16 protein-coding genes are annotated in these 23410 nt (G+C 69.9%); 5 read left to right on the top strand and 11 right to left on the bottom strand.

All coding sequences use genetic code 11. The annotated features are described in order from the left end of the window. Positions 1-442: 442 nt before the first annotated feature. Positions 443-1114, bottom strand: a complete 672-nt coding sequence (locus AB0P24_RS33695) for a hypothetical protein (protein ID WP_365800721.1) — start codon at positions 1112-1114, stop codon at positions 443-445. Continuing rightward, positions 1111-1713: a sigma-70 family RNA polymerase sigma factor gene (locus tag AB0P24_RS33690; RefSeq protein WP_365800719.1), complete on the bottom strand. Its 603-nt coding sequence runs from the start codon at positions 1711-1713 to the stop codon at positions 1111-1113. Before AB0P24_RS33690 ends, AB0P24_RS33695 begins: the two co-directional genes overlap by 4 nt. 677 nt (positions 1714-2390) lie before the next feature. Here AB0P24_RS33690 and AB0P24_RS33685 point away from each other — a divergent pair. Further along, complete coding sequence (locus AB0P24_RS33685; protein ID WP_365800717.1) at positions 2391-2861, top strand: hypothetical protein; 471 nt, start codon at positions 2391-2393, stop codon at positions 2859-2861. Positions 2862-2894: 33 nt separating this feature from the next. Continuing rightward, complete coding sequence (locus AB0P24_RS33680; RefSeq protein WP_365800715.1) at positions 2895-4178, top strand: hypothetical protein; 1284 nt, start codon at positions 2895-2897, stop codon at positions 4176-4178. Positions 4179-5033: 855 nt separating this feature from the next. On the opposite strand, the gene AB0P24_RS33675 is transcribed toward AB0P24_RS33680, so the two are convergent. Together AB0P24_RS33675 and AB0P24_RS33670 are read right to left on the bottom strand one after the other, a co-directional pair. Further along, positions 5034-5591: an XRE family transcriptional regulator gene (locus tag AB0P24_RS33675; RefSeq protein ID WP_365800713.1), complete on the bottom strand. Its 558-nt coding sequence runs from the start codon at positions 5589-5591 to the stop codon at positions 5034-5036. 6 nt (positions 5592-5597) lie between these two features. After that, a complete protein-coding gene (locus AB0P24_RS33670) occupies positions 5598-7793 on the bottom strand; it encodes a helix-turn-helix transcriptional regulator (RefSeq protein WP_365800711.1) in 2196 nt (731 codons plus the stop codon). Positions 7794-7914: 121 nt separating this feature from the next. Between AB0P24_RS33670 and AB0P24_RS33665 the strand changes: the two genes are divergently transcribed. Then, entirely contained in the window at positions 7915-9744 is a 1830-nt protein-coding gene (locus tag AB0P24_RS33665) for a zeta toxin family protein (protein WP_365800709.1), read from the top strand. On the opposite strand, the gene AB0P24_RS33660 is transcribed toward AB0P24_RS33665, so the two are convergent. After that, positions 9711-9986 carry a hypothetical protein gene (locus tag AB0P24_RS33660; RefSeq protein WP_365800707.1) on the bottom strand — a complete coding sequence of 92 codons (276 nt, stop codon included), beginning with the start codon at positions 9984-9986 and terminating at the stop codon, positions 9711-9713. The two genes, AB0P24_RS33665 and AB0P24_RS33660, sit on opposite strands and share 34 nt — an antisense overlap. Positions 9987-10191: 205 nt before the next feature. Between AB0P24_RS33660 and AB0P24_RS33655 the strand changes: the two genes are divergently transcribed. Continuing rightward, positions 10192-12864, top strand: a complete 2673-nt coding sequence (locus AB0P24_RS33655) for an ATP/GTP-binding protein (protein ID WP_365800753.1) — start codon at positions 10192-10194, stop codon at positions 12862-12864. Positions 12865-12921: 57 nt separating this feature from the next. Further along, complete coding sequence (locus AB0P24_RS33650; RefSeq protein ID WP_365800705.1) at positions 12922-13824, top strand: DUF4231 domain-containing protein; 903 nt, start codon at positions 12922-12924, stop codon at positions 13822-13824. Between the two features lie 649 nt (positions 13825-14473). Here AB0P24_RS33650 and AB0P24_RS33645 read toward each other — a convergent pair. The 6 genes from AB0P24_RS33645 to AB0P24_RS33620 all read right to left on the bottom strand — a co-directional run bounded on the left by AB0P24_RS33645 (position 14474) and on the right by AB0P24_RS33620 (position 23315). After that, positions 14474-15814 carry a hypothetical protein gene (locus tag AB0P24_RS33645; RefSeq protein ID WP_365800703.1) on the bottom strand — a complete coding sequence of 447 codons (1341 nt, stop codon included), beginning with the start codon at positions 15812-15814 and terminating at the stop codon, positions 14474-14476. 280 nt (positions 15815-16094) lie between these two features. Continuing rightward, positions 16095-16727: a DciA family protein gene (locus AB0P24_RS33640; RefSeq protein ID WP_365800701.1), complete on the bottom strand. Its 633-nt coding sequence runs from the start codon at positions 16725-16727 to the stop codon at positions 16095-16097. Continuing rightward, positions 16724-18943, bottom strand: coding sequence for a hypothetical protein (locus AB0P24_RS33635; protein WP_365800699.1), 2220 nt, complete (start codon positions 18941-18943; stop codon positions 16724-16726). The genes AB0P24_RS33640 and AB0P24_RS33635 overlap by 4 nt, the downstream gene beginning before the upstream one ends. A 1152-nt stretch (positions 18944-20095) precedes the next feature. Next, the gene (locus AB0P24_RS33630) at positions 20096-20557 is read right to left on the bottom strand and encodes a DUF296 domain-containing protein (protein WP_365800697.1); all 462 of its coding nucleotides are present in this window, start codon (positions 20555-20557) and stop codon (positions 20096-20098) included. 27 nt (positions 20558-20584) lie between these two features. Next, positions 20585-21574 carry an asparaginase gene (locus tag AB0P24_RS33625; protein ID WP_365800695.1) on the bottom strand — a complete coding sequence of 330 codons (990 nt, stop codon included), beginning with the start codon at positions 21572-21574 and terminating at the stop codon, positions 20585-20587. 40 nt (positions 21575-21614) lie between these two features. After that, the gene (locus AB0P24_RS33620; RefSeq protein ID WP_365800693.1) at positions 21615-23315 is read right to left on the bottom strand and encodes a helix-turn-helix transcriptional regulator; all 1701 of its coding nucleotides are present in this window, start codon (positions 23313-23315) and stop codon (positions 21615-21617) included. Between the last annotated feature and the right edge of the window lie 95 nt (positions 23316-23410).

Here is a 23410-nt window from a genome sequence, read left to right as displayed (position 1 = left end):
TCTGGAAGTCTAATGAGCGGCATTGACAGCTGGTGCCCCTCGGGGGCAAGTCGCTGACTCTGGTTCGTTTCCTAGCGACCAGTAGCGACCAGTAGCGACCTCAAGCGACCAGATGCCCCAGAAATCCAAAGGTCAGGGACTTGAGCCCTGCCGCTATGTGACGTCGGCCACAGGCTGTCACATGCCGTGCTCAGAAACCTTGCTTCGGCTCGTGGCGGTGGAATGTACGTGCGCGACCGCGGTTTCACAAGCAGCCGTGAACGACCTGGAGTTGAGCACTCACGGTCGTGCCACAGGCTGCCACGGTGTCGCTGAGCCGTCGCTCGTCGGACAGCCGGATTCACCAAGGCCAACCGAGTCCTGCCGAGCTGCGCCGAGTCGTGCTGAGCCGTGAATGTCTTGAAGGGAAGGAAGCGGCCAGGGCACCGACGGAGACCTGGGGTCAGCGGCGGGTGAAGTCGTGGAGGTGGTCGGCGAGGCGCTGGTCGGGGCGCCGGACGATGATGCACGGGCCGGTCTCCGTGGTGGCAAGGCGGTCGACTTCCATCTCGAGGCCGGCGGTGGGCGGGTTGGCCATGCTCAGGCCGGTCCTGCGGACGTACGTCGCGACGGCCTCCAGGAAGTACAGGAAGGTGGAGTCGGGAGCCTCGGGATCTAGGACGTCGTCGGTGACCTGGTGGAGCCAGTGCCGCGACTCGCGCATCTCGCTGAGGGCGAGGTGGTGCAGGTGCAGGCAGTACGCTGCGGCGCGGTGGCCGGCGCCGGCGGCGAGCTGCCACCAGAACTGGGCGCTCTCGGGGTGGCCGGTGAGGTGGAGCAGGCAGGCGAAGATGAGGGCGCCGTCGACGTCCAGGGAGCCGTCGTCCTGGAGGGTTGCGGGTTCCTGGGCGAGGCGGTCGACGTGGTCGGCGGCATCGGGCTTGTTGAGGATCCAGCGGCACACCACGGACAGCCGCTGCCCGGCCTGGGCAGAGTGTGCCATGTGCGGGTCGGGTTCGGTCTTGGCGGCGGCTGCGTCGTGGGCGAGGCGGCGCAGGGCGGCGCCGACGTCGAAGCCGTCGCGGGGGGTGGTGGGGATGCGTGCGTCGGCCAGGAGTTCGTCGATGGGGCTCACTGTCCCGCTCCCTTCTTGGGGGTCTTGGCCGGGGCGGGCAGTCCCAGCCGGACACGGAGGCGTTCCTTGCCCTTGCGGCCGTGGTAGTCGACGGTGCGGGTGTCCAGGCCCATGTAGCGGGCGATGCGCTTGGTGGGGTAGCCGAGCAGGTGGCGCAGGACGATGACGGTGAACTGGCGGGGCGGCAGTTCGAGAATCGCCTCGTACAGGCCTCCAGCGCGGCTGTCGAGCTCCAGCTGCTTGCGGACGGCCTCAAGGTTCTTCGCTATCGGGCCGTTGATGAGGAACGCCGGCGGGCGCCCGTCGGCCTGAAGGCGCCGGGTGACGCCCCGGTGCAGGACGGCGAGGGTCTGCTGCTCGAGGTCGACCTGCTGCAGCAGCTGCTCCCAGCTGCCGAGGATCTCCAGGAACACCAGGTGGACCACGTCCTCGGCCACCCGGCGGCTGCCGAGGTGGATTTCCGCGAAGTCGTGGAAGAACTCCTGGTGTCCGAGGTAGAAGCCCTCGAAGTCGAGCGGCAGATCGGGAGGGGCCTGGACGGGCTGGCCGTGGCCGCCGTCCTGGGGCGAGGCGTCAGTGCTGACGTCGCCGATGCCCATGGAGCCTCCAGGCGGTGCGAGCGCCGGCCCTTGCGTGACGGGGACCGGAGCAGGTTATGGCACAGGTCAACTTGCCCGTGCGGGAGCTCAGTTGGCCTGGGCTCTTGAGCACCACCCTGTCGATTTTCGGGGCGTGAGACTCATGCACCCCCCGGAAATTATTACTCACAGATCACCTTCACGAACGGAACGTGAGTGTTCATTGGGTACTCCTGTTCGGTACGTGCCTTCTGAGCTGGGTTAATGCAAGAAAGGTCGATAGTTCTGCATTGAAGGTTCTCGGAATGGGTGGCGCACATCACATCCGGCCCTGCTGAATGGGCGTCAGACGTCGTACTCCCGTCGGCTGGTGTCGATTCCGGGCACAACCGATCCGCCGTCACCCGATCGAGGGGCGCACGCCGGAAGAGCGAACCATCCTGCGCCGGAACGGACTCCTGGCATGGCTGCCTGGGACACGAGGTGCCCAGGCGCGCTTCCGCGGTGCCCGGTCCGTCGTGCAGTCCCGGGCCCACGACCATATTGGCCGGCGGCCGTAAAACGGCGAGCCGGGGCGCTGTCCACGCCAGTGGCTCCAGGCGCCCGGAGGAGGAACCGGCCAACCGTGGCGGTGAATGCGCTCTGGCGGGCACGGGCTGGCCGCCAGTACGTTCCGGCCAGACGACGGAGGGGGCGGGATGTGCGGGCGGGGTACGGGGCGGGCGCTGCGGATCGCGCTGTGGGTGCTGATCGTGGTTGCCGTGCCGGTGTATGTGGTGTGGCTGGTGCGGGTCGGCTACCTGACCGGGCAGCACCGGCTGCCCGCCGGCGACGTCATCCGCTGGGCGCTGCCGACGCTGATCCCGGCGGCCGCCGTGGTGTTGTGCGTGCTGGTCGGTGACACGTGGTGGGCGAGCGTGGTGGACCGTGCGGCGTCCCCGCTGCGGGAACGGTGGCCCCTGACGGTGCTGCTGTTCATCGCCGCGGTGTCGGTGTTCTGCGGCGTCGCGGCCGTCGACCATCCCACGGTGCCCTCCGGTCTGCTGAGCCTCGTGCTCACCGGGCTGGGCATGGCCGGGCTGTTCTTCATCCCGGCCGCGCGCTCCCGCGAGTTGCCGGACGTCGTCCTCCGGCGCTCTGGTGATACACAGACCCATCCCGATCGGTGACAGGGCCATGACGGTAAGCGATGATCGCCGGATATGGACTCCACGATCCTCGCCGCCCTCATCGGCGTGCCCACCACCCTCGTCACCGCCGCGATCGCCTACCCCGTCGGGCGCGGTGTCGCCCGGAGACAAGCCGAAGACCAGCACACGCAGTGGTTACGCACCCAGCGCCAGAGCGCCTCCAGCCAGCTCGCCGACGGCGCCACCGAGTTCATCGAGTCGGCCGACGCGGCCTGGGAGGCGGTGGCGCGTCCGGCCTACGCGCATACCCGGCGCCGTGACATCGAGTCCCGGAAGCGCCTTGATCCGGCGTTATACGAGCCGCTGCGCGCGGCGCTGCGCTTGATGCACGACGCCCTGCCCGCCGTCGCCATACACGGGCCGGACGAGCTGACGGTGGCCGGCCAGGGGCTGTACAGCGCGGCGGTGGAGGTGACTGGCGCGATCTTGCACCTGGATGCCGCGGCAGTACAGAGTTCGGTGATCGGAGCCGCCCTGCAGGCGAGCAGCGTGGACCAGCAAGGCATGCAGGCCGCGCTGGACGATCTGGATACCGCCTACGCCCGGCTCGCCGCCCCGCTCGGCTTACCCGAGTTCAGCGCACGCGCTGAGACCACCCTGCGATGGAGTGCCGTTGCCACCGACGTGGCCCGGCTGGCCGTTTCCCTCGACGACCCACCGGCGGCGTCGGCAGCTCTCGACGACCTGCGCCGGGCGGTGGCAGGGGACCCGGAACTCACCGCGCTCGTCGAGCCGTACTTTGCGGTTATGGCCCTGGTCGAACTGCGCAGCATGGTACGGGCGGTGGAAGAAGGCCAGCAGATCGGCCTTGATCAGCAGTTGGCCGCGATCGCTTCGGCCGCCCCGGTGATGACGGGCATCTTCACCACTTTCCGCGACACGCTTCAGAACCCGTTGCCCGCCGACGTGGACCGCCGGGATCTGCCCCCTGGGCTGAGTCCTCTGCTGGAGTCCCTGGCCGCGGTGACGGATCATCTGCACGGGGCTCTCCGGCTCATGCACGACATACAGCAGCACCTCGCCCTGGCGGACGAACTCGCGGCCACCCCTCTGGACCCGGTGACCGGGTTCTTCGCCGGGGCCGTATGGGCCTCGCAGATGGAGGCTCTGGGCTTGAGAGTCATGGAGGAACTCCCTCGCCTCACCGCGCTGGCGCCGCAGATGGCCAACGTCACCGAGCCGTTCCTCGCCTACAGCAGCGAGCGCGCCAATACCGAGGTCGGTGCCGTAAGAGACAGCTTCATCCAGGCTCGCATCGACTTCGTCGACGCGGCACGCAAGGCCATCAGCTCCTGACCCCACGAGTCTCCTCGTCCCCACACCAAGGCCCTGCGCTCGGCCTCCTGCCCAGGCGGTACACGGCCTCATGCCCACCGAACTCCGGCCGCCTGGCCCCTTGGTGAGGGGGGCGGGCCCGTAGAAGACTGCGGGCCCGCATCGTGCTCAGTGACGTGTCTTCCACCACAGGATCAGCAGCGTCACGGCGCCGCTGCCCAACTTGTAGGCCATCCCGTGGAGGAAGTGGTGGTGAACAGTGTGTTCACCACGGCCAGCCCATTTCCGCAGGTGACTGCGGGTGGATGCCAGCCATCTGTTCACGGATCGTGAATTCACGCTAGGCTCGGTCACGGCGTTCCTTTCGTTTTCTTGCGTTTGGGGACACCGCGCAAGGAGCCCTCCCAACTTGAGGCCTAGGAAACCCGTTGGGGCGCAGGGCTCCTTTCGCGTTCTGAGAGTCTATCGAGGGGTGATCTAGACGTTGTAACTCGCGGCCTGAGCACAGCGTTTAACGAGGTTTCTGATCTACAGTCTGGCTACAGCCTCAGTACGCTGCCGGGCGGAAAACAGCAGGTCGGAATCTACATTCTGTGATGCGTGTCACTCTTTTGGTCAAGCACGGCGCTGAGACTTCTGCCGATCCCCCGGGGCGGAAGAACTATCGCACCCCTGTTCAGTCGTCTGTTCCGATTCCGGCCGTCTGACAGCGGCGATGGGGAGTGAGCCTTGCTGAGGAGAAGTGAGTTTCGCCGAGTCCCAGGCGGTCTCAAAAACGACCATGGGCCACGTCACAGGCTGGTCCCCGTAGGATGCGAAACGCCTCGTCCCCGGCAGCTTCAATGCCGGGGACGAGGCGTTTTGGCGGGGATTGAACTACAGCTCGATCTGGATGTGCTCCACGTCGGTGAACTCCACGCCCAGGCCGTGGGCGCGGGTGTTGTTGTTGCGGAAGTACATCTCCGCAAGGCCTTCGGCGGCGATGCGCTGGAGCTGCCGCTCGTTGGCGCCTGCGTCGCGGGCCTCGAACAACCGGTCTGCCCAGCGGGGCGGCAGGGCCTGGGTGATGTCGCGGATCCGGGCGTCGTCGGTGGTGCCCGGCGCGGCGGTGAACCCGAAGCGGGCGCGGGTGGAGACGACCAGGCCGCCGGTGCTCGTGGCCTTCTTCCTGGCCTTCGCCCGGATCTGTGGCTGCCACCGTTTCTTGACCTCACGCTCTATGCGGTCGCGCAGGTCGCGGCGGGGCCGCTTGAACTTGCCCGTGACGTACCGCTCCACGGTGCGCTGGGAGATCCCGAGGGCGTCCGCGGCGGCCTTGGTGCCCTTGAGCTGCTTGACCAGGTATTTCATCTGCGCCTGGGCGCTCTGCGGGATGCGGCGGGTGAAGGCCCCCTCCAGAGCGGCGTCCAGGCTGTCCCCGATCGAGTCGGCCATGGTCGGCTACTCCCCTTCTCCGGCGCTCTGGTCGGTCTTGATGAGGTTGGCGAGGTTGAACACGGCGCCGGCCTCTTCGAACTGGGCTTCCGCCCACAGCACGGTCTGGGTGCCCTGGTGCTTGACCATGCCCGGCGAGACACCGAGCCGGAACGTGCCCGGCACCGGCTTGCCCTCGTCGGTGTACGGCAGTACGTCCAGCGGGGACGGCCCGCTGGAGGGGTAGACGATGCAGTCCGTGCCGATCGCGACGGGGTAGCGGCCGGTCGCGGCGGCGGTCTTGAGGATCTTGCGGTGCATCCCGATCCGGACGGTGGCCAGGACGGCGGCCCGGATGTCGGGGCGCCACGTCTCACGCTTCAGCGCCGGCCATTCCTCGTAGTACGGCACCTGGCCCCGGCTGCGCTGGCGCAGCTTGCCGATGCCGCCCTTCGCGGTCGACTTGATCGCGTTCAGCAGCAGCGCCATCGTCGGGTCGGCCTGCTTGTGCACCGCCATGGCGTCCAGGAACTCCTGGCCGCCCATCTTCGTGGTGACACCGAGGTCGGCCATCGTCGCAATGTACGCGTCGCGCAGCCGGTTGTACCAGGGGTCCAGGTAGCGCCCGGACTCCAGCCGCACCCACGCCTCGATCGGGGCGACCTCGAACCCGAGCTCCTGCGCGTACGCGACGGTCGGCGTGGCGTACCAGGCCGGGCCGGTCGGGCGTTCGCCCTTCGGCGTGAACGGCGAGGGCAGCAGGTCGGCGTCCAGGGTGCGGCCGCCGGTCTGCACGCGGGACAGGTCGACGTGGGAGAGGTCGACCAGCCACGAGCCGGGGACCTTGGGGTCGAACGCCGGGTTGCCGGTCAGGTGGGTGGGGGCGCCCAGGCCGACGGTGAGTCCGTTGGTGGCGGCCGCGAACGCCATGTTGACGTCGATCGCGACCAGGTACGGCAGCATGCACTCGTCGTCGGTCAGCGGCCGGCACCAGTCGTACGGCTCCTCCATCAGCATCTCTGCCGGGGTCCGCAGGTGGTGGCGCTCGAACTTTCCCTTGAGCTTGGGGTGCTCGTCCGGGACCTCGCACTCCACGTGTTCGTACACCGCCGTGAGCGCGTCCGCGTTCTTCGCGGGCTTGAAGGTGCCGGTGGCCTCGTCCTTTTCCGCGCGGGTCGGCGGGCGCAGCGCGGTCATCAGCTCGAGGCCGGTCGTCGACGTGGTGCCGCGCGGCGTCATCACCCGCTGCGCGTACGTGCCGAGGTACCGGGCGAGGTCGGCCGGGTGCATGCCCGGCAGCTGCGGGTCGTCCTTCTTGTCCCACTCGCGGGCGTCCAGCGCGTTCCACGCCGGGATGCACAGCTGCACGCAGCGCCGCCTCGAGCCCTCTGGGTCGCGGAAGACGCGCGCCCAGGGCCCCAGTCCGCGCTGGGTGAGCTGGAGTTCGGCGCGCTGGAGCTGCTTGACCACCTTGTGGCTGTCTTTGAGCCGGCCCGCGCGCCGCTCCTCATCCGAGAGCGTGGCGGGCAGGCCGTAGCGCTCCAGCGCGGCCGGGGTGAGGACCAGGATTGGGTCGGCGTCGCGGCCGTTGCGGTGCAGCCGGGGCTGACCGAGTTTCGCCTCGGTGATGGTCCAGTCGACCAGGGCGGGCAGCGACTTGGCGGGCACGTCTAGGACCAGGCCGCCGACGCAGTACGCCGACACGTGCCCGTCCTCGCAGTCGACGACTGCCAGCGGGCCGTTCTCGAAGCGCGGGTCCACGGCGGCCGCCGTGGTGGTCTTCTTCGCTGCGGCCTTCTTCGCGCCCGGGCGCCGCGACGTCGACGTGGGCCTGGTGGTGCTCGCCGCCGGTCGGGCGGGCGGCTTCGCGGCGTCCGGCGCCGACACAGTCCCGGCCGGTGCCGCCGGGGCGGGTTCGGCAGCGAACGTCTCCGGCACAGCGGGCTCGCCGGGCGCATCGCCGTCGGGGGCGGGGAAGCGTTCGGCCAGCTTCTCCAGGAGCTTCGCGTAGGCGGCGCGCTGCGGCGGCCGCGGCTCGGTCCGGCCGGCCTCCCAGTTCCCGACCGCCTCACGGCGAGTGTCGAGAGCCTTCGCGACCTGAGCCTGGCTCAGCCCGGCAGCCTCGCGTAGACGCCTGCGCTCGGCAGGCGGCGGCAGGTCGTCTTGGGCGACCTGTTCCAGCAACGCGTCCACGTTGCTGAGCAGCTCGTTCTCAGTGGGCACAGAGCTCACCTCCACTAGACACCCTACACCAATCGCGCATTGGATCGCTCATTAATTCGCGCATAGATCGCTCATGATGTTACGTTGATCGCGCAGCGCGTGGCGGGAGACAGGAGGCGTGGTGCCAGGACGAGATGGGGGCTCGGTCGTGCTCTCCGAGCAGGAAAGCTTCGACGTGCTGCACCGCGTGATCCTCCCGGCTGCGACTCAAGACGCCGTCGCCCAGCCCCGGCCGGTCGTGGTCGTCGTCGCCGGGCAGCCAGGCGCCGGTAAGACGTGGATCGCCGACCTCGTCCAGGCGGTGCTGGACCGGCGCGGTGGCGCGGTGCGGGTCGGCCGGGACCTGTACAAGCCGGTCCACCGTCACTACGCCCACGCCCTCGCGGCCGACGTCCGTACGGCCGGAGCTCTGGTTCGCCCCGACACCGTGCGGTGGCAGGCCGCTGTCGAAGCCCACGTCCGCGAGATGGGCTTCGACGCCGTGGTGGAGTCGGCGCTCGCCGACTCGGACGACTTCCGCGACTCCTCCAGCGCCTACCGCGCGGTCGGCCACCGGATCGAGGTCGTCGCCGTGGCCACCTCCGAAGCTCTGAGCCAACTGGGCATCGTGGACCGCTTTCTCACCGAGGCCGCCGCCGGATGCGGCCGGTACGTGTCCTGGGAGAACCACGACAGCTGCGCGAAGAACCTGCTGAACACCCTGGCCGTCATCGAGGCCGAACAGCTCGCCGACCGCGTCACCGTCGTACGGCGCGACGGCACTCTGCTGTACGCCAACGAGCTCACGCCCGACGGCGACTGGCGTCGCCGCCCCGCGGCGGACCGGGCGGTGCGGGTGGAACGGGCACGGCCATGGACGGCCCCCGAGACTGCCGTCTTCCGACGTGAACTCGCCCGCACCGACCGGCGCGTGCACACCGAGCTGACCGAAGAGGACAGGCGCCTGGCTGTACAGCGCGACAGCGAACGCGCGGCCGCCTGGTCCGAGCCGGTCCGCCGCACCGCACAGCCCACCGCGGCGCCGCCCGGGGTCGCCTACCACCGGCTGTCCGCCGACGAACACCGCTGGATCTTCGACGAACTGATCACCCCGACCGTTCTGGCGAACGTCACGCCCCGGGACGATCCGCGCGCCGTGTACGTGATCGGCCAGCCCGGGGCGGGCAAGCTGCTGGCCGCCAGGATGGTCCGGCGCGCGATGCGGCCCGGCACGACCAAGCTGGTCGGCGACGACTTCAAGGCCGCACATCCGGACTACCGCCAGATGCTCCGTCAGGATCCCCGCGGCGCTGGCGCGGCCATCCGCACCGACTACAAAGCGTGGTTCGCTCAGGCGGAAGAGTATGTGCGCACGCGGCGCGGCGACCTGCTCATCGAGTCCGCCCCGGGCGGCGCGGACGATGTCCTCGACAGCGCCCTCGCCTGCTCCCGGGCCGGCTACCCGGTGGAGCTGGTGGTGCTGGCCGTGCGGGAAGCGGACAGCCGCCTGGCCACCGCCCTGCGCTACGCCCGGGCCCTGCAAGCCGGAATCACCGGACGGTTCACCACCCGCGCCGGGCACGACCGCTGCTACCGGGCCGTCGCCGACCTCACGGCGGCCGCCGAAACCCACCCGGCCATCACCGCGGTGACGGTGATCCGCCGCGACGGCGACGCCCTGCTGCGCCAGGAGCAGCCCGCCGCACCCGGCAGGGCCCCATGGGCGCTGACCGCCGAACGGCAGCGCCCCTACACCGAGCAGGAAGCCGCCCACTTCATCCAGCTCTACCAAGGACTGCGCAAGGCCCTGCCCCAGCACCGCGACGAACTGGACGACATCGCCGCCCTGGCCCGCCCCCTGATGCCCGCCGGGTTCCAACGTCTGCGGATCGCCGCGCACCGCCCGGACATACGGCTGCTGCCCCTGCCGCGGACGGTCTACGACTCCAGCTCCCTCAGCCGCGCCGCGTAGAGCGCAGCAAGGCGGTCCTCCTCCTCCGAGTCGGCATCCTCCAGACGCTGCAGGTCCTGGTAGGCGGCCGTACGGCCCGCCGTCAGCTGCGCAAGGCGCTCCTCATCGGGCAGCGGGGCCCGCCGCTCGGCAGCGATCTGCTCGGTGTACCAGTGCACTACCTCCTGCACGATGTCGGCCGCATGCTGGTCCTCGCCTCCGCCCAGGCCGGAGAAATCGGGCTGATCCGGTGTACCGGGCATGGCAAACCCCTCATTGTTCTGATCTTGATCGGATGGGTCATTGTCCTCCCGGCCCGTCGGCCCGGTTCGGTGCCGCCACGGCGCTCCGAGGTGCGGGCAGGCCTGAATCCGTCGTCCGGCCGGGCCGTGGCAGCGGGGCGGACTCCCCAAATCCCGCAGGGCGGGCATAGGTTGACCTGCGAGTGATCATTTTTCGGGGGTGGATGTGACAGGCGGCCGGGATCTCAGGGCACTGTTCAGCACGAACGACCGCAGCGTGCAGGCCGCCGAGGCGTTCACGAACCGGCAGACGCAGTGGGAGACGGTCGCGGCCGCGCTCACCCAGCACCTCCACCACGTCGCTTCCCCCGGCTTCGACCCCGAGGACCTTGAGGCGCCCCGCAGTCACGTGCTCGTCTTCCACGGCGTCGGCGGCATCGGTAAAACGACCCTGTCCAGGACGCTGGAAGCGGCGCTCGCCGACGCCGGACACCGCCCCACCCAGTGGGGCGCGCCGGGCTGGCCGGCCGACCGGATCCTGCCGGTGCGTATCGACCTCGCCCGCTCCGTCGGCACCGACTTCGAGCAGATCGTGCTGACCGTCCGGGCCGCCCTCACCAAGGTCGGGCGTCCGCTGCCCGCCTTCGACCTGGCGCTGCGCCGCTACTGGGAGGCCAACCATCCCGGCGAACCGCTGGAGGAGTACCTGCGCCGCGCCGGTCTCGGCTCCCGGTTCGGGCAGGCGCTGCCCCAGCAGATGCAGTCCGCGCTCGCTGACGTCGCCCAGGCGCTCATGCTGCCCGGCACCATCGGCTCGGTCGTCGGCCAGGTCACCGGCGCCCTCATCGGTGCGCTGCGCGAACGCCGCCAGACCGTACGCGCGCTCGCGGGCTGCGCCCGGCTGGCGGACCTGCTGGAGGCCGAACCCGACCTGGACACCCTGTCCTTCTACCCGCACCTGCTGGCCTGGGAGCTCGCCCGACTCCCCGAAGGCAAGAAGGTCGTGCCGGTCATCCTGCTCGACACATTCGAGGACATCGGCGACCGCACCCGCCGTGATCTGGAGCGGCTGATCCAGCGAACGGTGTGGCTGCTGCCGAACGCCTTCTGGGTGATCACCGGACGCTCCCGCCTGCAGTGGGCCGACCCAGCGCTGCAGGGACAGCTCGACTACACCGGCCCCGCCGCCTGGCCCGGCCTCGCCCACACCGCCGTGCCCGCAGCCCGCACCCCCACCCACACCGGCGCGGCACGGCAGGTGCTGATCGGCGACTTCTCCCCCGAGGACTGCGACGACTACCTCGCCCGACGCCTCACCCGCGACGGCCAGCCCCTCATCGGCGAGCCCATCCGGCAGATCATCACCGCCCGCTCGCACGGCCTGCCCCTGTACCTCGATCTGTCCGTCGCCCGGTTCCTCGAGCTACGCCGCAGCGGCCGCACCCCGCAGCCGGCCGACTTCGACCACGACTTCCCCGCCCTGGTCTCCCGCACCCTGTCCGACCTCACCCCCGACGAACGCCACGTCCTGCGCTCGGTGAGCCTGCTGGACGCCTTCGACGTCCCCCTCGCCACCCGGGCCGCAGGCCTCGCCCACGAAGGCCCCGCCCAGCGGCTGACCGAGCGGCCCTTCGTCCGCGACAATCCCTTCAGCCTGTGGCCCTTCCACCTCCACGGCCTGATCCGCTCCGCCGTGCGTAACGCCGAAGACACCACCGACGACCGCTGGACCGAGACCGACTGGCAGCAGGCCGCCCAGCGGGCCTTCACCGCCCTGGGCGAGCAACACCAGGCCGCACCCGGACCGGACCGGCTCCTGCTGATCGCCTTCCTGCGCCAGGGCCTGCGCCTCGCCCGCGACCACCGACTGGACCTCGGCTGGCTCACGCCCGCCGCCTGGACCTACGTCGGCGACTCTGTGTGGGAACCCCTCGCCCCACCCGACACCGGCAGCACGGGACTGGACACGGCCGCCGACGCCCTGGTCGAACTCCTCAGCGCGCTCGCCCGCCGCCAGCACCAGCACCGCTCGCACACCGTCGACCGCCTCACCACGGTCATCGACAGCCGCCTACTCCCCGACGACCTTCAAGACATGGCGCTGTACTACCGGGCCAAGGCCCACCGCGACCTCGGGGACAGCCCGGCCTCCCGCGCCGGCATGCAGGCCGTCGCAGACGGCCAAGGCCGACTCGCCCCCGCTGCCCGCCGCGGACTGGCCCATCTCGCCCGGATGGCCGGCGACTTCCCCACCGCTCTGGCCACCGCCTACACCCTGGGCTGGGAAGGCCGCCACCATCGCGTCGAAGGCGACATCTGGTGGCCCCACGGCGACATGGACCGCGCCGCCGCCGCGTACGCAACCGCACGCGACGAAGCCGAACACCACGGTGTCACCGGTGAGCGCGGCAACAGCCAGGCACACCGCGCCTTCGCACTGTCCTTCACCGACCCGGACGTCGTCGACGATGAACTCGCCCTCGCTGAGCAGCTGCTGGCCGGCGTGGATCTGCGCGCCACCACCCTGATCACCCATATCGCGGCGCTCGCCCGCGACGCCGGCCGCACCGATGCCGACGTCGACGACCGAGCCCAGGTCCTGCGCACCGAGATCCGTACAGCGGGCGTGGCCTACCTCGAGCTCGCCCTGGACCTCACCCTCGCCTTCCACCACGCCGTCCGCGCCGACCACGAACAGGCGGCCGCAACGGTTGCCCGGATCCAGGCGAACACGATCGGCGGCGACTACGCCTACTACGCCGACATCGCCTGCTACATGGCGAACCTGACCGTCCAGGAGACAGCCGGCGCCCAGTGGGTCGACGGCGCTGATGTCGTTCGCGCGCGGTGGCGGGACCTCGTGCTGACCCGCCGCACCCACCTGGAAGTCGGCCCGTGACCCGGCCGGCCAATCTGTTGACCCCCTCCGTCCGGTGAGAAGAGGAGCAGCCGCAGCGTGCCCCGCAGCTTCGACGATGACGCAGCCAGCCGGATGAGAGCAGCCGATGAACACCTCTCTGCGGAACAGAGAGAGGCGCGTGACGAAGAGCTCGCCGAAGTACGCGCCCTGCGACGCGAGGGGCGGCGGGGCGAGCGGGAGCTCGCGCGCCGGCGTCTGATCAACCGAATACGCCGCTGGGCTGCCGCCATTGCGGCGGTGGCCGTGGTCACCGCCGCAAGCTGGACCCTGCTGCGGTGGGGATCGCCCTCCCGTTATGTGAAGGCTGACATCGTCTGCGGAGCCGCATTGGTCCTCGCTGCTGCGGCGGCTTGGGGTGTCGGATTTCGGCACCGAGATCTGCCATCACGAGCTGAACTGGAGGATGAACTCGACTCCAACCGGGAGGCGCTGCGGTTCTACAGCACCCTCGTCTATCCGTCACTCGGGGAGCGGCGCAGTCTGTACCGCGAGGACGTCGCGGGATTCATCGAGCAGTACCAGGCGGAAAGCCGCCGCTACCGAGCCGTCCACAACACCCTGCAGTCCCTCATCATGATCGGATCCACTGCCACGACCACAGTGGCTGCTCTGGACTCCGGTGACAAACTGACCTGGCAGAACGTCACCATCGTGACCATCAGCTTCGCCATCACCCTCGCGGCGGCCTTCACCGGCTACTACAAGTACCGCGAGCGCAGCTACTTCCTCCAGCAGACCGCTGACGCCATCGAAGAAGAAGCCAACGCTTTTGCCCTCGGTGTCGGCAAGTACGGCGTCTTCGGCCCCGAGCAGGACCAGGAAGCGCTCGCCGTCTTCACCCTGGCCGTGGAGGACCTGCGCAACGAGCAGCGCCGCCGGCAGCAGCAGTTGGACCAACCGGCCGAGCAGGCCACGTCTGGAGGCACATCACCGGCGTGAGAGCGCACTGACGACCGACTGCCCCGTACGGGGATGGTGCTGCGCCGCAGATCGCCAGCGACGGCCCGGACGCGAGAGTCGCGGATCGGGGCTTCCAGGTGCGCAGGAGGGCGGCGATCTGCTCGGCGGTGCAGCCGCGGGCTGTTCAGCTCGCGGGCGGCTGTCCGGGCGGGCCTCCTGGTGCGTTGCGAGCGCGCGAGGTAGCCCTCGCACGTCCTCTCCCTGCTCCTCACTGGCCTCTCTGGCGCAGCGGCCGGAGCCACGTCGTCGGGCACGGGCACCGACCCGGCCACGAGGATCCGCAGGCCCCGCACGACCGTGCGGCCCACCGACTCGTCCGCCGCCTGGACGACGCGGGCCTGCTCCGAGCGCAGCTTGGTCGCCCAGATCGCCGGCTCCCGGCACACGGCGACTTGAGCACGGGCGCCTTGGTCGCCGCCTGCTCCGCCTCCCTCGGGGGCACCGGCCTCCCGCAGGACGGAACGGTCGTGCTGCAGGCGGCGCATCGCGGCGAGCCGGGAGAGGAAGCGCACGAACACCTGCCTTCAGTTCCTGGCGCTGCTGGACTGCTGGGCGAGCCGGTCGCGGCAGGCGGTGGAACCTTCCCCTCCGCGGCGCCGGTGTGGCGCGACCGGAGTGCCAGGTGTGGTTACAGCGGCGTGCCCGGCTGCGTCTCCGGATGCCGGACGACCTGTCGCAGCCGCCTTTCCACCTCGTACCGATTGAGACCCTTCGACCTTGCGTACTGGGTAACGGCAGCCTGCACCACCACAGCGGCTTCGAGCCATACCCGGCGCTGCCGATCCCGCTCCTCAAGGTCATCGAGCTGCTGGAGCTGGAGGTGAGCGTCGGTGGCGGTCTGCTGCAGCGCAACGAGCTGATCGGGGAGGCCGCTTGGGTGCAGCGCCGGATGGGGGCCACGCTGAGCACCTCCCCGGGACTGGACCGCCGTCTCGGCAACGGTAGGAGCAGGCTGGGCCGGGACCCCGGCCGCAGGGAGCTCCGGGCCGGCGGCCGGAGCACTCAGGGCGGGAAGCGACGGCTTGCAGGTCGGCCGATTACGACTCGCACGAGCAGACGGGTCGGGCTCCGGTACAGGCGGCAGCTGGGTGTCGTCGCTGCGGAGAGCCTCATGGCGATCCCGGTCGGCGTCGGTGACCCAGAAGCGGTGCGTCGTACCGCCGACACGGAATTGCACCGGCACGATGGTGCCGGCCGCCGTCCGACGCACCAGGTCGTCGAACAGGACGTCACGCGGCTTGGGCGTGGCGTGGAAGCGGCCGCACCGGCGCACACCGTTCGGACAGGGATACACGGCGCGGACGTCGCAGCGCCAGAAGTCCAGGGCACGGAAGCCGGAGACGACGCGCAGGTCACCGGTCTTGGCAATGACATAGGCGGGCAGGTTGTCGCTGCGGGTCCACTGGGTGTCGTTGCGGCGCGCGTAGTCGGCCCGATCGGTGTGCCAGGCGGGAGTGATCCCGTTCTTCTCGGCCTTCGCCGCGCGGGCGCGTACGCTGCGGGGCCCGTGCACACCTGCGGACGACAGCTGTACCTCCCAGCCGATTCGGCGTCCGTCGGCGCCTTCGACGAGGGTGTCGGTCTGGATCCAGCTGCGGCCCACACGCGTGCGGACTTCGCTGTCGGCCCGGAAGCCGTCCTCCTCCGCGACCCGCACAATGCGCTCCTGATACGCCTTGTGCTCGTCGCTCATGGGCAGGGTGTGACGTTCCTCGTCTTCGGCCTTCTCGTGGACGGCTTCCCGGCGCCCCGCACGGAGCCGCAAGTGCATCCAGGCTTCCACCCCGGCCTCCTGGCAGACGCCACCGCACTGCAGATCCCGCCCGGCCACCGGCACACCACGCGCGGCATACAGCCGGTCAGTGCGGTAGACGGTCTCCCACAGATCCGGTAACTCCGGATGTCCTAGATCATCCCGGATCAGATCCAGGTAGACCCGCAACTTCGTGTGCCAGACGGTATTGGCCACCCGCTACCACCCTTCTGTCATGAAACCTCAGCAAAGGGACAGTAGGGCGCGGCACTGACAATCGGCAGGGCGCACGCACGTGGCACGGTCGGAAAGCGGTCAGTGTCAACGCAGGCCGTCTTATCTCCGCCGTCCTGGCGGGCCGCTCGTTCGGCACGGGCCCGGCGCAGCGCCAAGGCGCGGGTGGCCTCGGCTTCACGGCGGCGCTGGACACGGGCCGCCTCGATCGGGGCCGGTTGCTCCTCCGAGGGCGCCTCGAGTTCTGGGAAGGCGCGGCGGCTCAGCTCGCGCATCGCGGCGGTCTGCCGCTCCACGGCTTCCGCGATGCCGGGTCCACCCGGGACGGCACCGCGACCTCCTGGTGCGCGGCGAGCGCGCGGCGGTAGCCCTCGCACGCCGTCTCCCGCGTCCTGACCGGGCCCGTGGGGGCGTCGGCCGGGGCTGCCGGGGCGACGTCGGCCGGATCGGGGGCGGGCACGGCGCCGGACGGCAGGATCCGCAGGGCGCGCACGACGGTACGCCCCGCGGCCTCATTGGCGGCCGCGACGACCCGGCGCTGCTCCAGCCGCATCTTCGTCGCCCAGGCCGTCGACTCCGGGCACACTGTGAGCCGGCCGGAGTCAGGGTCGTACGACACCGCGGCGACGTGCCCGGCGAGCTCGGGGGCGATGGCCGCCCACCGATCCCGCAGCGTCGCGCCGGCGGCCGGGAGCTCCCAGGCCCGCTCGGTCACCAGCGCGCCGATCGCGGCACCGAGCCCCATCGGCTCGCGCCCGCCGCGCCGGGCCCCCGGCGCTGTGCGCGGCTTCGCTTTCGACGCCGCCGTACGGCCGCCGTTCTTGCGCGCGCTCTCCAGCGCGACCCGCAGCGCGACCCGTGCCAGGTCGACGCCCGACAACTCGCCGCCGCTCATGACCGCTCCCAGGTGGTGTAGCCGAGGGACAGGTGCCCGAGCCGGGACAGGCGGGTGACCTGGTCGACGAACGCGCTCGTGAACAGGCGCCTGGCCGACACCTCGCCGTACCGGTCGATGTGCGCGAACACGATCTCGTGGTCGCGGGCGGCGCGGGTGCGCCAGTCCAGGACCTGCTCGCGGGTCAGGTCCTCGAGGACCAGCTCCTGGTCGACGACGACGTCCTCCGGCTCCGGCGCGGGTGCCGGGCGGGGAGCGGGCAGCGCAACTGGCGTCAGTGAGTCGGCCGGCTCCTTGATGGCTGGGTGCGTGGCCGCGGCGTTGGTGCGGGCCTTGGCGGCCGCCGCCTGCCGGGCCCTGACCTGCTCCCAGCGGTGCTCGCGGGCCCATGCCTGGGCGGTCACGTCCTCGTGCAGCTGCCGCTCGGTCGCCGTACGGCGCTCCTCCGGAGAGGCGTACGGCATCGCCGCGTCCACGGCGGCCGCAGCCGCGTGACGCTCGGCACGGCGGCCCTCCCGCCTGTCCTCGCACCGCGGGCAGTCCTGGCCCGAGTCGAGCAGTATGCCCTCGTCACACCGCTTGTCGCCGCACTCCTGGCGCTGGGGCAGGCCCCGGCCGACCAGCCAGCCCACCGGGTCCTTGATCGGACCGCTCAGCCGCAGCTGGTCCTCGAGGCGCCGGGCCAGCCGGTCGGCGAGGACCTTCGGCCCGTCGGCCCGGCCCGTGAAGCCCGCCACCAGGTCCAGCTCGATGCGGGTCGCAGCCTCCACGAGCTTCCGGGCGGCCGGACGCTCCAGACGCGCCCACACCAGCCGGACCGGCTCCAAGATCACCCGCAGGTCTTCGGGCGGCAGCGGCACCCTCCCTCGCTGCTGCCTGCTCTGACCCGCACTGTCCACGGGCCGCACCGAAGCGCCAGCCACTGGCCCGCGGCCGCCGTTTTCGCTGCTCATCGACGGGGACTTCTCGCGCTGTTCCCCGCGGAGCGGGCCGCCCTCGCCGTCGACCAGGCGCAGCTCGTCAGTGCCAGCAGCGTCTGGGGCCCGGTCCTCGCGTGCGCACGCGCGCTCCGGCCGATCACCGTTCCCATCGCGGCCTTCGCCGGAAAACCCACCAGAGAGCGAGGGAGAACCACCGGGAATAACCCCAGAAGCGTGAGAGGTGTGAAGGTGTGCAGCAACGGCGAGGTCTGCGATATCGGCCTCCTGGCTCTCCCCGGTGCCCTCCACCCCAGTAACCACAGGGGGCGCGGCCTTCCCAGCGCCTTCAAGATCTCCGGATGCAGTACCGGCGAGGTCTGAAAACACGGCACCGGCAGCCTCGCGGGCCTCCCGCACGAGCAGACCGTGCGCTTGGGCGACTGGCAGCAGCCGCACCCGGCTGCGCGCGTTCATCTGCGACGCCGTCTCGCGCCGGTCCACCGTCAGCGTGCCGCGCTCCTCCAGCCGCGCCAGGACCTTCGCTCCGCCCGACGGAGTGCAGCCCAGCAGTCGGCCGACCGTCGCCGCCGGACGGCCCCGCTCGGTGTCCACCGATCCGGGGCACAGCTGCAGCCAGCCGTTGGAGTTCGTCGACAGCACCATCAGCAGCAGCCCGAGCCGGTCGGTGGCCGCGCCGCGCCCCGTACGGTCCGCGAGCATCCCGGCCGGAGTCACCCGCCCGTCCTTGTGCGTCCAGCCCGGCGCGAACAGCACCTCGATCAGCTTGAGCAGCACCGCCAGCTCCACCCGAGACAGCGCCAGGACGTGCCGCCGGTCCCCGGCCTGCTGCGCCCGGTACATCGGGATCACCCGGCACTCCAGGCCCGTCATCCGCCCGGCCGCGCTGGTCGTCTCGCTCGACCCGAGCACGCCGCGCTCACGCAGCTCCGGCAGCACGGTGTGCGCGATGCGGGACTTCTTCAGCCCGAGCCACCGGCCCAGCTCCGCAGCAGTGATCTCCGTGCTGTAGTCGGCAGCGACCCGGGCCTTCGCCAGCAGCACCACCGCCGCCAGCCGCGTGGCGTCACACGCCCCGTCCATCGCCGGGGCCGACACCAGTGCACGTACCGCCGCGAGCAGCCGGGTGCGCATCGTCTCCGTCAGCTGCAGCGGGTTGCCCAGCTCCAGTGCCACCACGGGGCCGGCCTCCATCGGCACAGCCCGCAGGGCGGGACGCCGCGCACTCCGGCGCAGCACCTCCGGCACAGCAGCGGCCGACGCCGCCACGGCGCTCACCAGTCCGCCCCGGCTGACTTACCAGAAATGATCATCTGGGGATGGTCACGCCGAGAGACTGTGGACAGAGTCCAGTGCGCAGCGGCGGTCCTGTGGATGACGCTGGAGCCGGACGAGGCCTGCCTCCGGGTGAAGGTGTTGCTCGGGACGGACCTAGTCCAGGCGGGGACACCAGATCGTGTGATGTCGGCCACGGCGGGCTGGCTTTGTGGCCGATCCGACGGGTGGGAGGGCCGTACACGGGGACGCCAAAGCTGGCGACCCCGAGCGAGGTCATGCACAATGACTCCAGTCACGGGACTTCGGTCGTGTGGCACGACGAAGCCCCTGAGTGGTGCTTCTGGTTTCGGGCTGAAACCTGATGTCGAACCGTCCAACCGGCTCCCAACCGGGCGGACAATCCCTTCGGAGGGGCCTCCCAAAGGCCTTCTCCGGTAGCAGATGGGCGCTGAGCCGAGGTGACTCCCAATCACCTGAAGCTGAGCGACCCGGGGCGGCATGAAGACCCGTAAGGGCGCCGCCCCCACAGACCTACGTCATCCCGCCCCCCTCAACCGAGGGGTGAACCGGGGTGCGCGCGGACAGCACGAACGCCCCGTCGAAGGACCAGCAACCGGCATGGCTGCTGACCCCACGGCGGGGTGCGGTGTGTCGGGTGACGGGTACGGGTACCCTGATCACGTCGGCACCTTCCTTCTCGCGAAAAGGGTGCTCGGCAGGCCTCCGGACCCCTCTCACAAGGTCCGTCGGCCACGTGGCCCCTCCCGGCTTGCTCAAGGCCGGTAGACGGGGCCACTTTTCTTTTTGATCAACGCTGGGGATCACCCTACCGTTCCCGCCGAACTCTGCGCGGCCCCAGGGCACACGTGTCGCAAAGCCCGACGTCCCCTGACGTCCGATCACAACCTCGTACCTCCCGGGTGAATTCGCGCTTCAAATGCTCAACCGTGCTGCTCACGCGACACGTGCCTGTGATCCGAACAGGGATCGGTCAGGAATTCCAGAGGGTTCGCACGGAGACCCTCGCGGATCCCGCAGGGCGGCCAACCATCTGCTCGGAGGGCCCGCCCCACGGGACAGCAAATTGGGGCGAGCACGGATCGACGTAGTCGCCTGCCAGGGGCCACACCTACGGGTCGCCCTTCAGGCCTCTCACGCCCCGAAGGCCAGCAGGGGCACGTCGTAGAGGTTGGGGTTCTTGGGGCGGGTCATCACCGGTGCGGTGACCTCGACTACGAGCATCTCGACGAGGAACTGGACGCGGGCGCTGAGTAGATGGCTGGTGTGGCCGGTGGCCGACCGGGCCTTTTCCCCTAGCGACGTGTGGATGTGCGGCAGGACCGAGTCCGTCTCTGGGGCGTAGGCAAGCGTCCCGCATCCCATGGCCTCCACCCCGGTCAGGTGAACCTTGCTCCAGACCGGTGCTTCGGGGTCCTCGAGCCTTTCGCACGCACCGACGATCTCAGCCTCTGCGAAGCCGGCGATGAACATCGGGATGTAGCCGTGCCGGACGCCGTTCAGGCGGCAGAACTCGGCAAGGGTGGGGAAGAAGTCGTCTCCATGGTCAAAATTCACGGCGAAGGTGCGCCCAGTGGTCAGTTCGTAGCTGCGCAAGACGGGTCCTCGAGATGGTGGGGACGGTTAAGAGAGAGCGCTGAAGGCCTGGGCGACCTGGTCGTTGTCGGCCGTGGTCATCAGGAGCAGTTGCAGCAGGATGCGCGCTTTGACGGGGTCCAGCGTGCTGCCGGAGATCAGCCCGCGTTCGAGCAGGTCGGACTCGGAGCCGGGGAAACCGTAGGTGTGCCGGAGCACGGGGCCCGATCCGGTGCGTGTAGCGAGGACGACGGGCATGCGTTTCGCGAGATCGTTGAGCCCGTCCACGCATGCCATCGGGACATGGCCGGCTCCGAAGGCCGCGACCACCAGGCCGTCGACGTGGTCGCCCAGAGCATGCAGGAGAGCCCCGTCGTCGCCGAGGCCGACCGTGTAGATCGCGGTGCGCGCGGCCGCGGTGGCACTGCGGGGATCGAACGTCAAAGAGGGAGCGGGGCGTGCCATGATCCGCACACGATCCTCCGCGACGTAGCCGATCGGCCCGGGGTACGAGGTGAAGGCTGCGGGACTCGTTGCGTGGGTCTTGCGGACCCAGCGGGCAGCGTGGATCTCCTCAGCGAACACCACCACACAACCCGTGCCGCGTGCTTCGGTGCTGGTCGCGACACGGAGGGCGGCCAGCACGTTCGCGGGACCGTCGGCCCCGGCCATGCTGGCATTGCGCATGGCGCCGGTCACCACAACCGGCGTGTCTCCAGTGGTGAGGAGGTCCAGCAGATACGCGGTCTCCTCGATCGTGTCAGTTCCCTGGGTGACGACTACACCGTCGACACCGTCGGCTGCGAGCGTCTCCACCAGGACGGCGAGCTCAAGCAGGTCGGAGAAGGACAGCGAGGCGCCGGGGAGCCGGCGGAAGTCGTGAACCTCCACTTCGATGCCTGTTTTGGCAAGTCCTGGTACGGCTGCCACGAGGTCGTCGGCTGACAGTGTCGGCGTTGCGCCGCCTTCTGCCTGGGCGGTCATCGCGATGGTGCCGCCAAGCGAGATCACCGCGCCGCGCGGGGCGTTGTCGACCATGGTCTGCTTCCTCTTCGTGGACATGTAGGTGTGGTGGGGGTCAGTGGTCGGACGGGAGAGATCCCACGTACGCGCAAGCGGCATCGATGCCGGCCGCTGAGACGAGTCGGCTGCGGGACTGGACCAGACCGGACGAGCCGTACCGGGCGAGCTGGCCGCACCGCTCGATCAGCCACGACCACGGCAGATCGAGATAGTGGGCGAGAGCACGGAGCCGTCCGGCAGGCGTGGGCGCAGCTGTGAACGAGTCCGCGTTGACGTCGCGCGCCGCGATCGTGAACTCCCTGACCACCGAGGACCGGGCCGTCACATCGACATGCCACATCCCGTCCCCGCGAACCCAGTTGGCGATCACGGCTTCCTTGTCAGGGGCAACCACGAAGCCTTCGACGGCTTCGTACGCGGGATCAGCCGTGAACTGGGCGTGGATCCCCAACGACTCCATCAGCGCCACGGCCAGGAACAACAGGATCCGTTCGTAGCGGGGCGAGGAACGGACGATGCCCTCCGGGATGCAGAAGGCTCGGGTACTCGTACTGCCGAGCACCTTGGTGGTCTCCCGCAGGTACGGGAACTTGTGATCGAAGATCAGCCATGCGCTGGCCTCCTCCCCTCGCTGCTCCCGGGTCCAGAACGCGGGCAGTGCTGGCAGATCCGGCAGCGCACGAAGGATGTGGCGGGCGCAGAAGTCGCTGCCCAGCCACATGTGGGCAACCGTGTTCAGCCCGGGTGCAGCTTCCCGGCTGACCGCCGAAGCGGACAGCCGCTCGTACGCCTTGAGATCGCTGCGCGTCTCGGCAAGAGCCTGGTCATCGGCCTGTAGGGCGTCATCGTAGTTGCTGACGGCCCACAGGAGGCCGTACGTGAGGTCATCCAGCTCGTAAGCGGTAGGAGCCGTGACTTCGCATACGCCGCCGTTCCTTGTGATCTTTGCGCGGGCTGCGCGGGCGTCCAGAGCGTAGAACCTTGCGACGCCACCGGTGTCGACCGCCCCGACCAGCAAACCGCGATGAGGCCGTGCCAGGAACTCCTCCACGCGTTGTTGCTCAGGCACGGACACGATTACCCGGCTTCCCTCGACGCGGGCGGGGTGGACCTGCAGCGAGAGCTGGGAGCCGAGCATGGAACGGCCGCCTGGGAGGAGCGCGTGCCAGTCGACACCGAACTCAGGGGCCGGACGGGACAGTCGAAGGCCGGACCAGTTCGCGGTCACGCTTCTCGCGAAGTCGAATGGGTCATCTGCGACCGCAGCGGACGCTGGCATGGGAAAGCCAGCTACCACGGCTGCACTGATCCCCGCGCCGGCGCGCAGGAGCGCGCGTCGATCGAGTGCCACGAGCACCACCGTTCCATCGTCTAGACGCCGAGGGACAAAGATCCCCTCACCATCTGACGCTGCCGTCTGCGACAGGGCCGTGGCCAGGCCAAACGATGTATCGGATACATGGGGCGCGCCATCGGATACATGGACGGGCTCAGGGGTACCTCGGCCGATCTCCTGCCACAACTCGATCAGGAACCCACCTGCGCCGAGCGCCCGGTCGACGAGCTCGATCTCACCCAGGTCCTTCGGGGGGCGGTCGCCGTTCTCCCAACGCTGCACCTTGGAGTGCGAAACAAACGTCTTGGCGGCCAGTTCTCGCATGGACAGACCGCGCGCCTCGCGTAGCTCCCGGATCACGTAACCAAGGCGGTGCTGGGGCGACTGATCCGGCGTCAGCACATTCGGCCGCTGCCCCATTTCGGGCCCCCTCTATGTATCCAAGTCCGTGTATCCGGCCGACGGATACACGGCAACCGTAGAAGTCACTGCTTTTCACGCCTACACCTGGAGTG

The sequence above is a fragment of the Streptomyces sp. NPDC086519 genome (genome assembly GCF_040686075.1).
Lineage (GTDB): Bacteria > Actinomycetota > Actinomycetes > Streptomycetales > Streptomycetaceae > Streptomyces > Streptomyces shenzhenensis.
The sequence above is the reverse complement of the archived record's forward strand: the minus strand, read 5'-3'. Positions and strand labels throughout refer to the sequence as shown.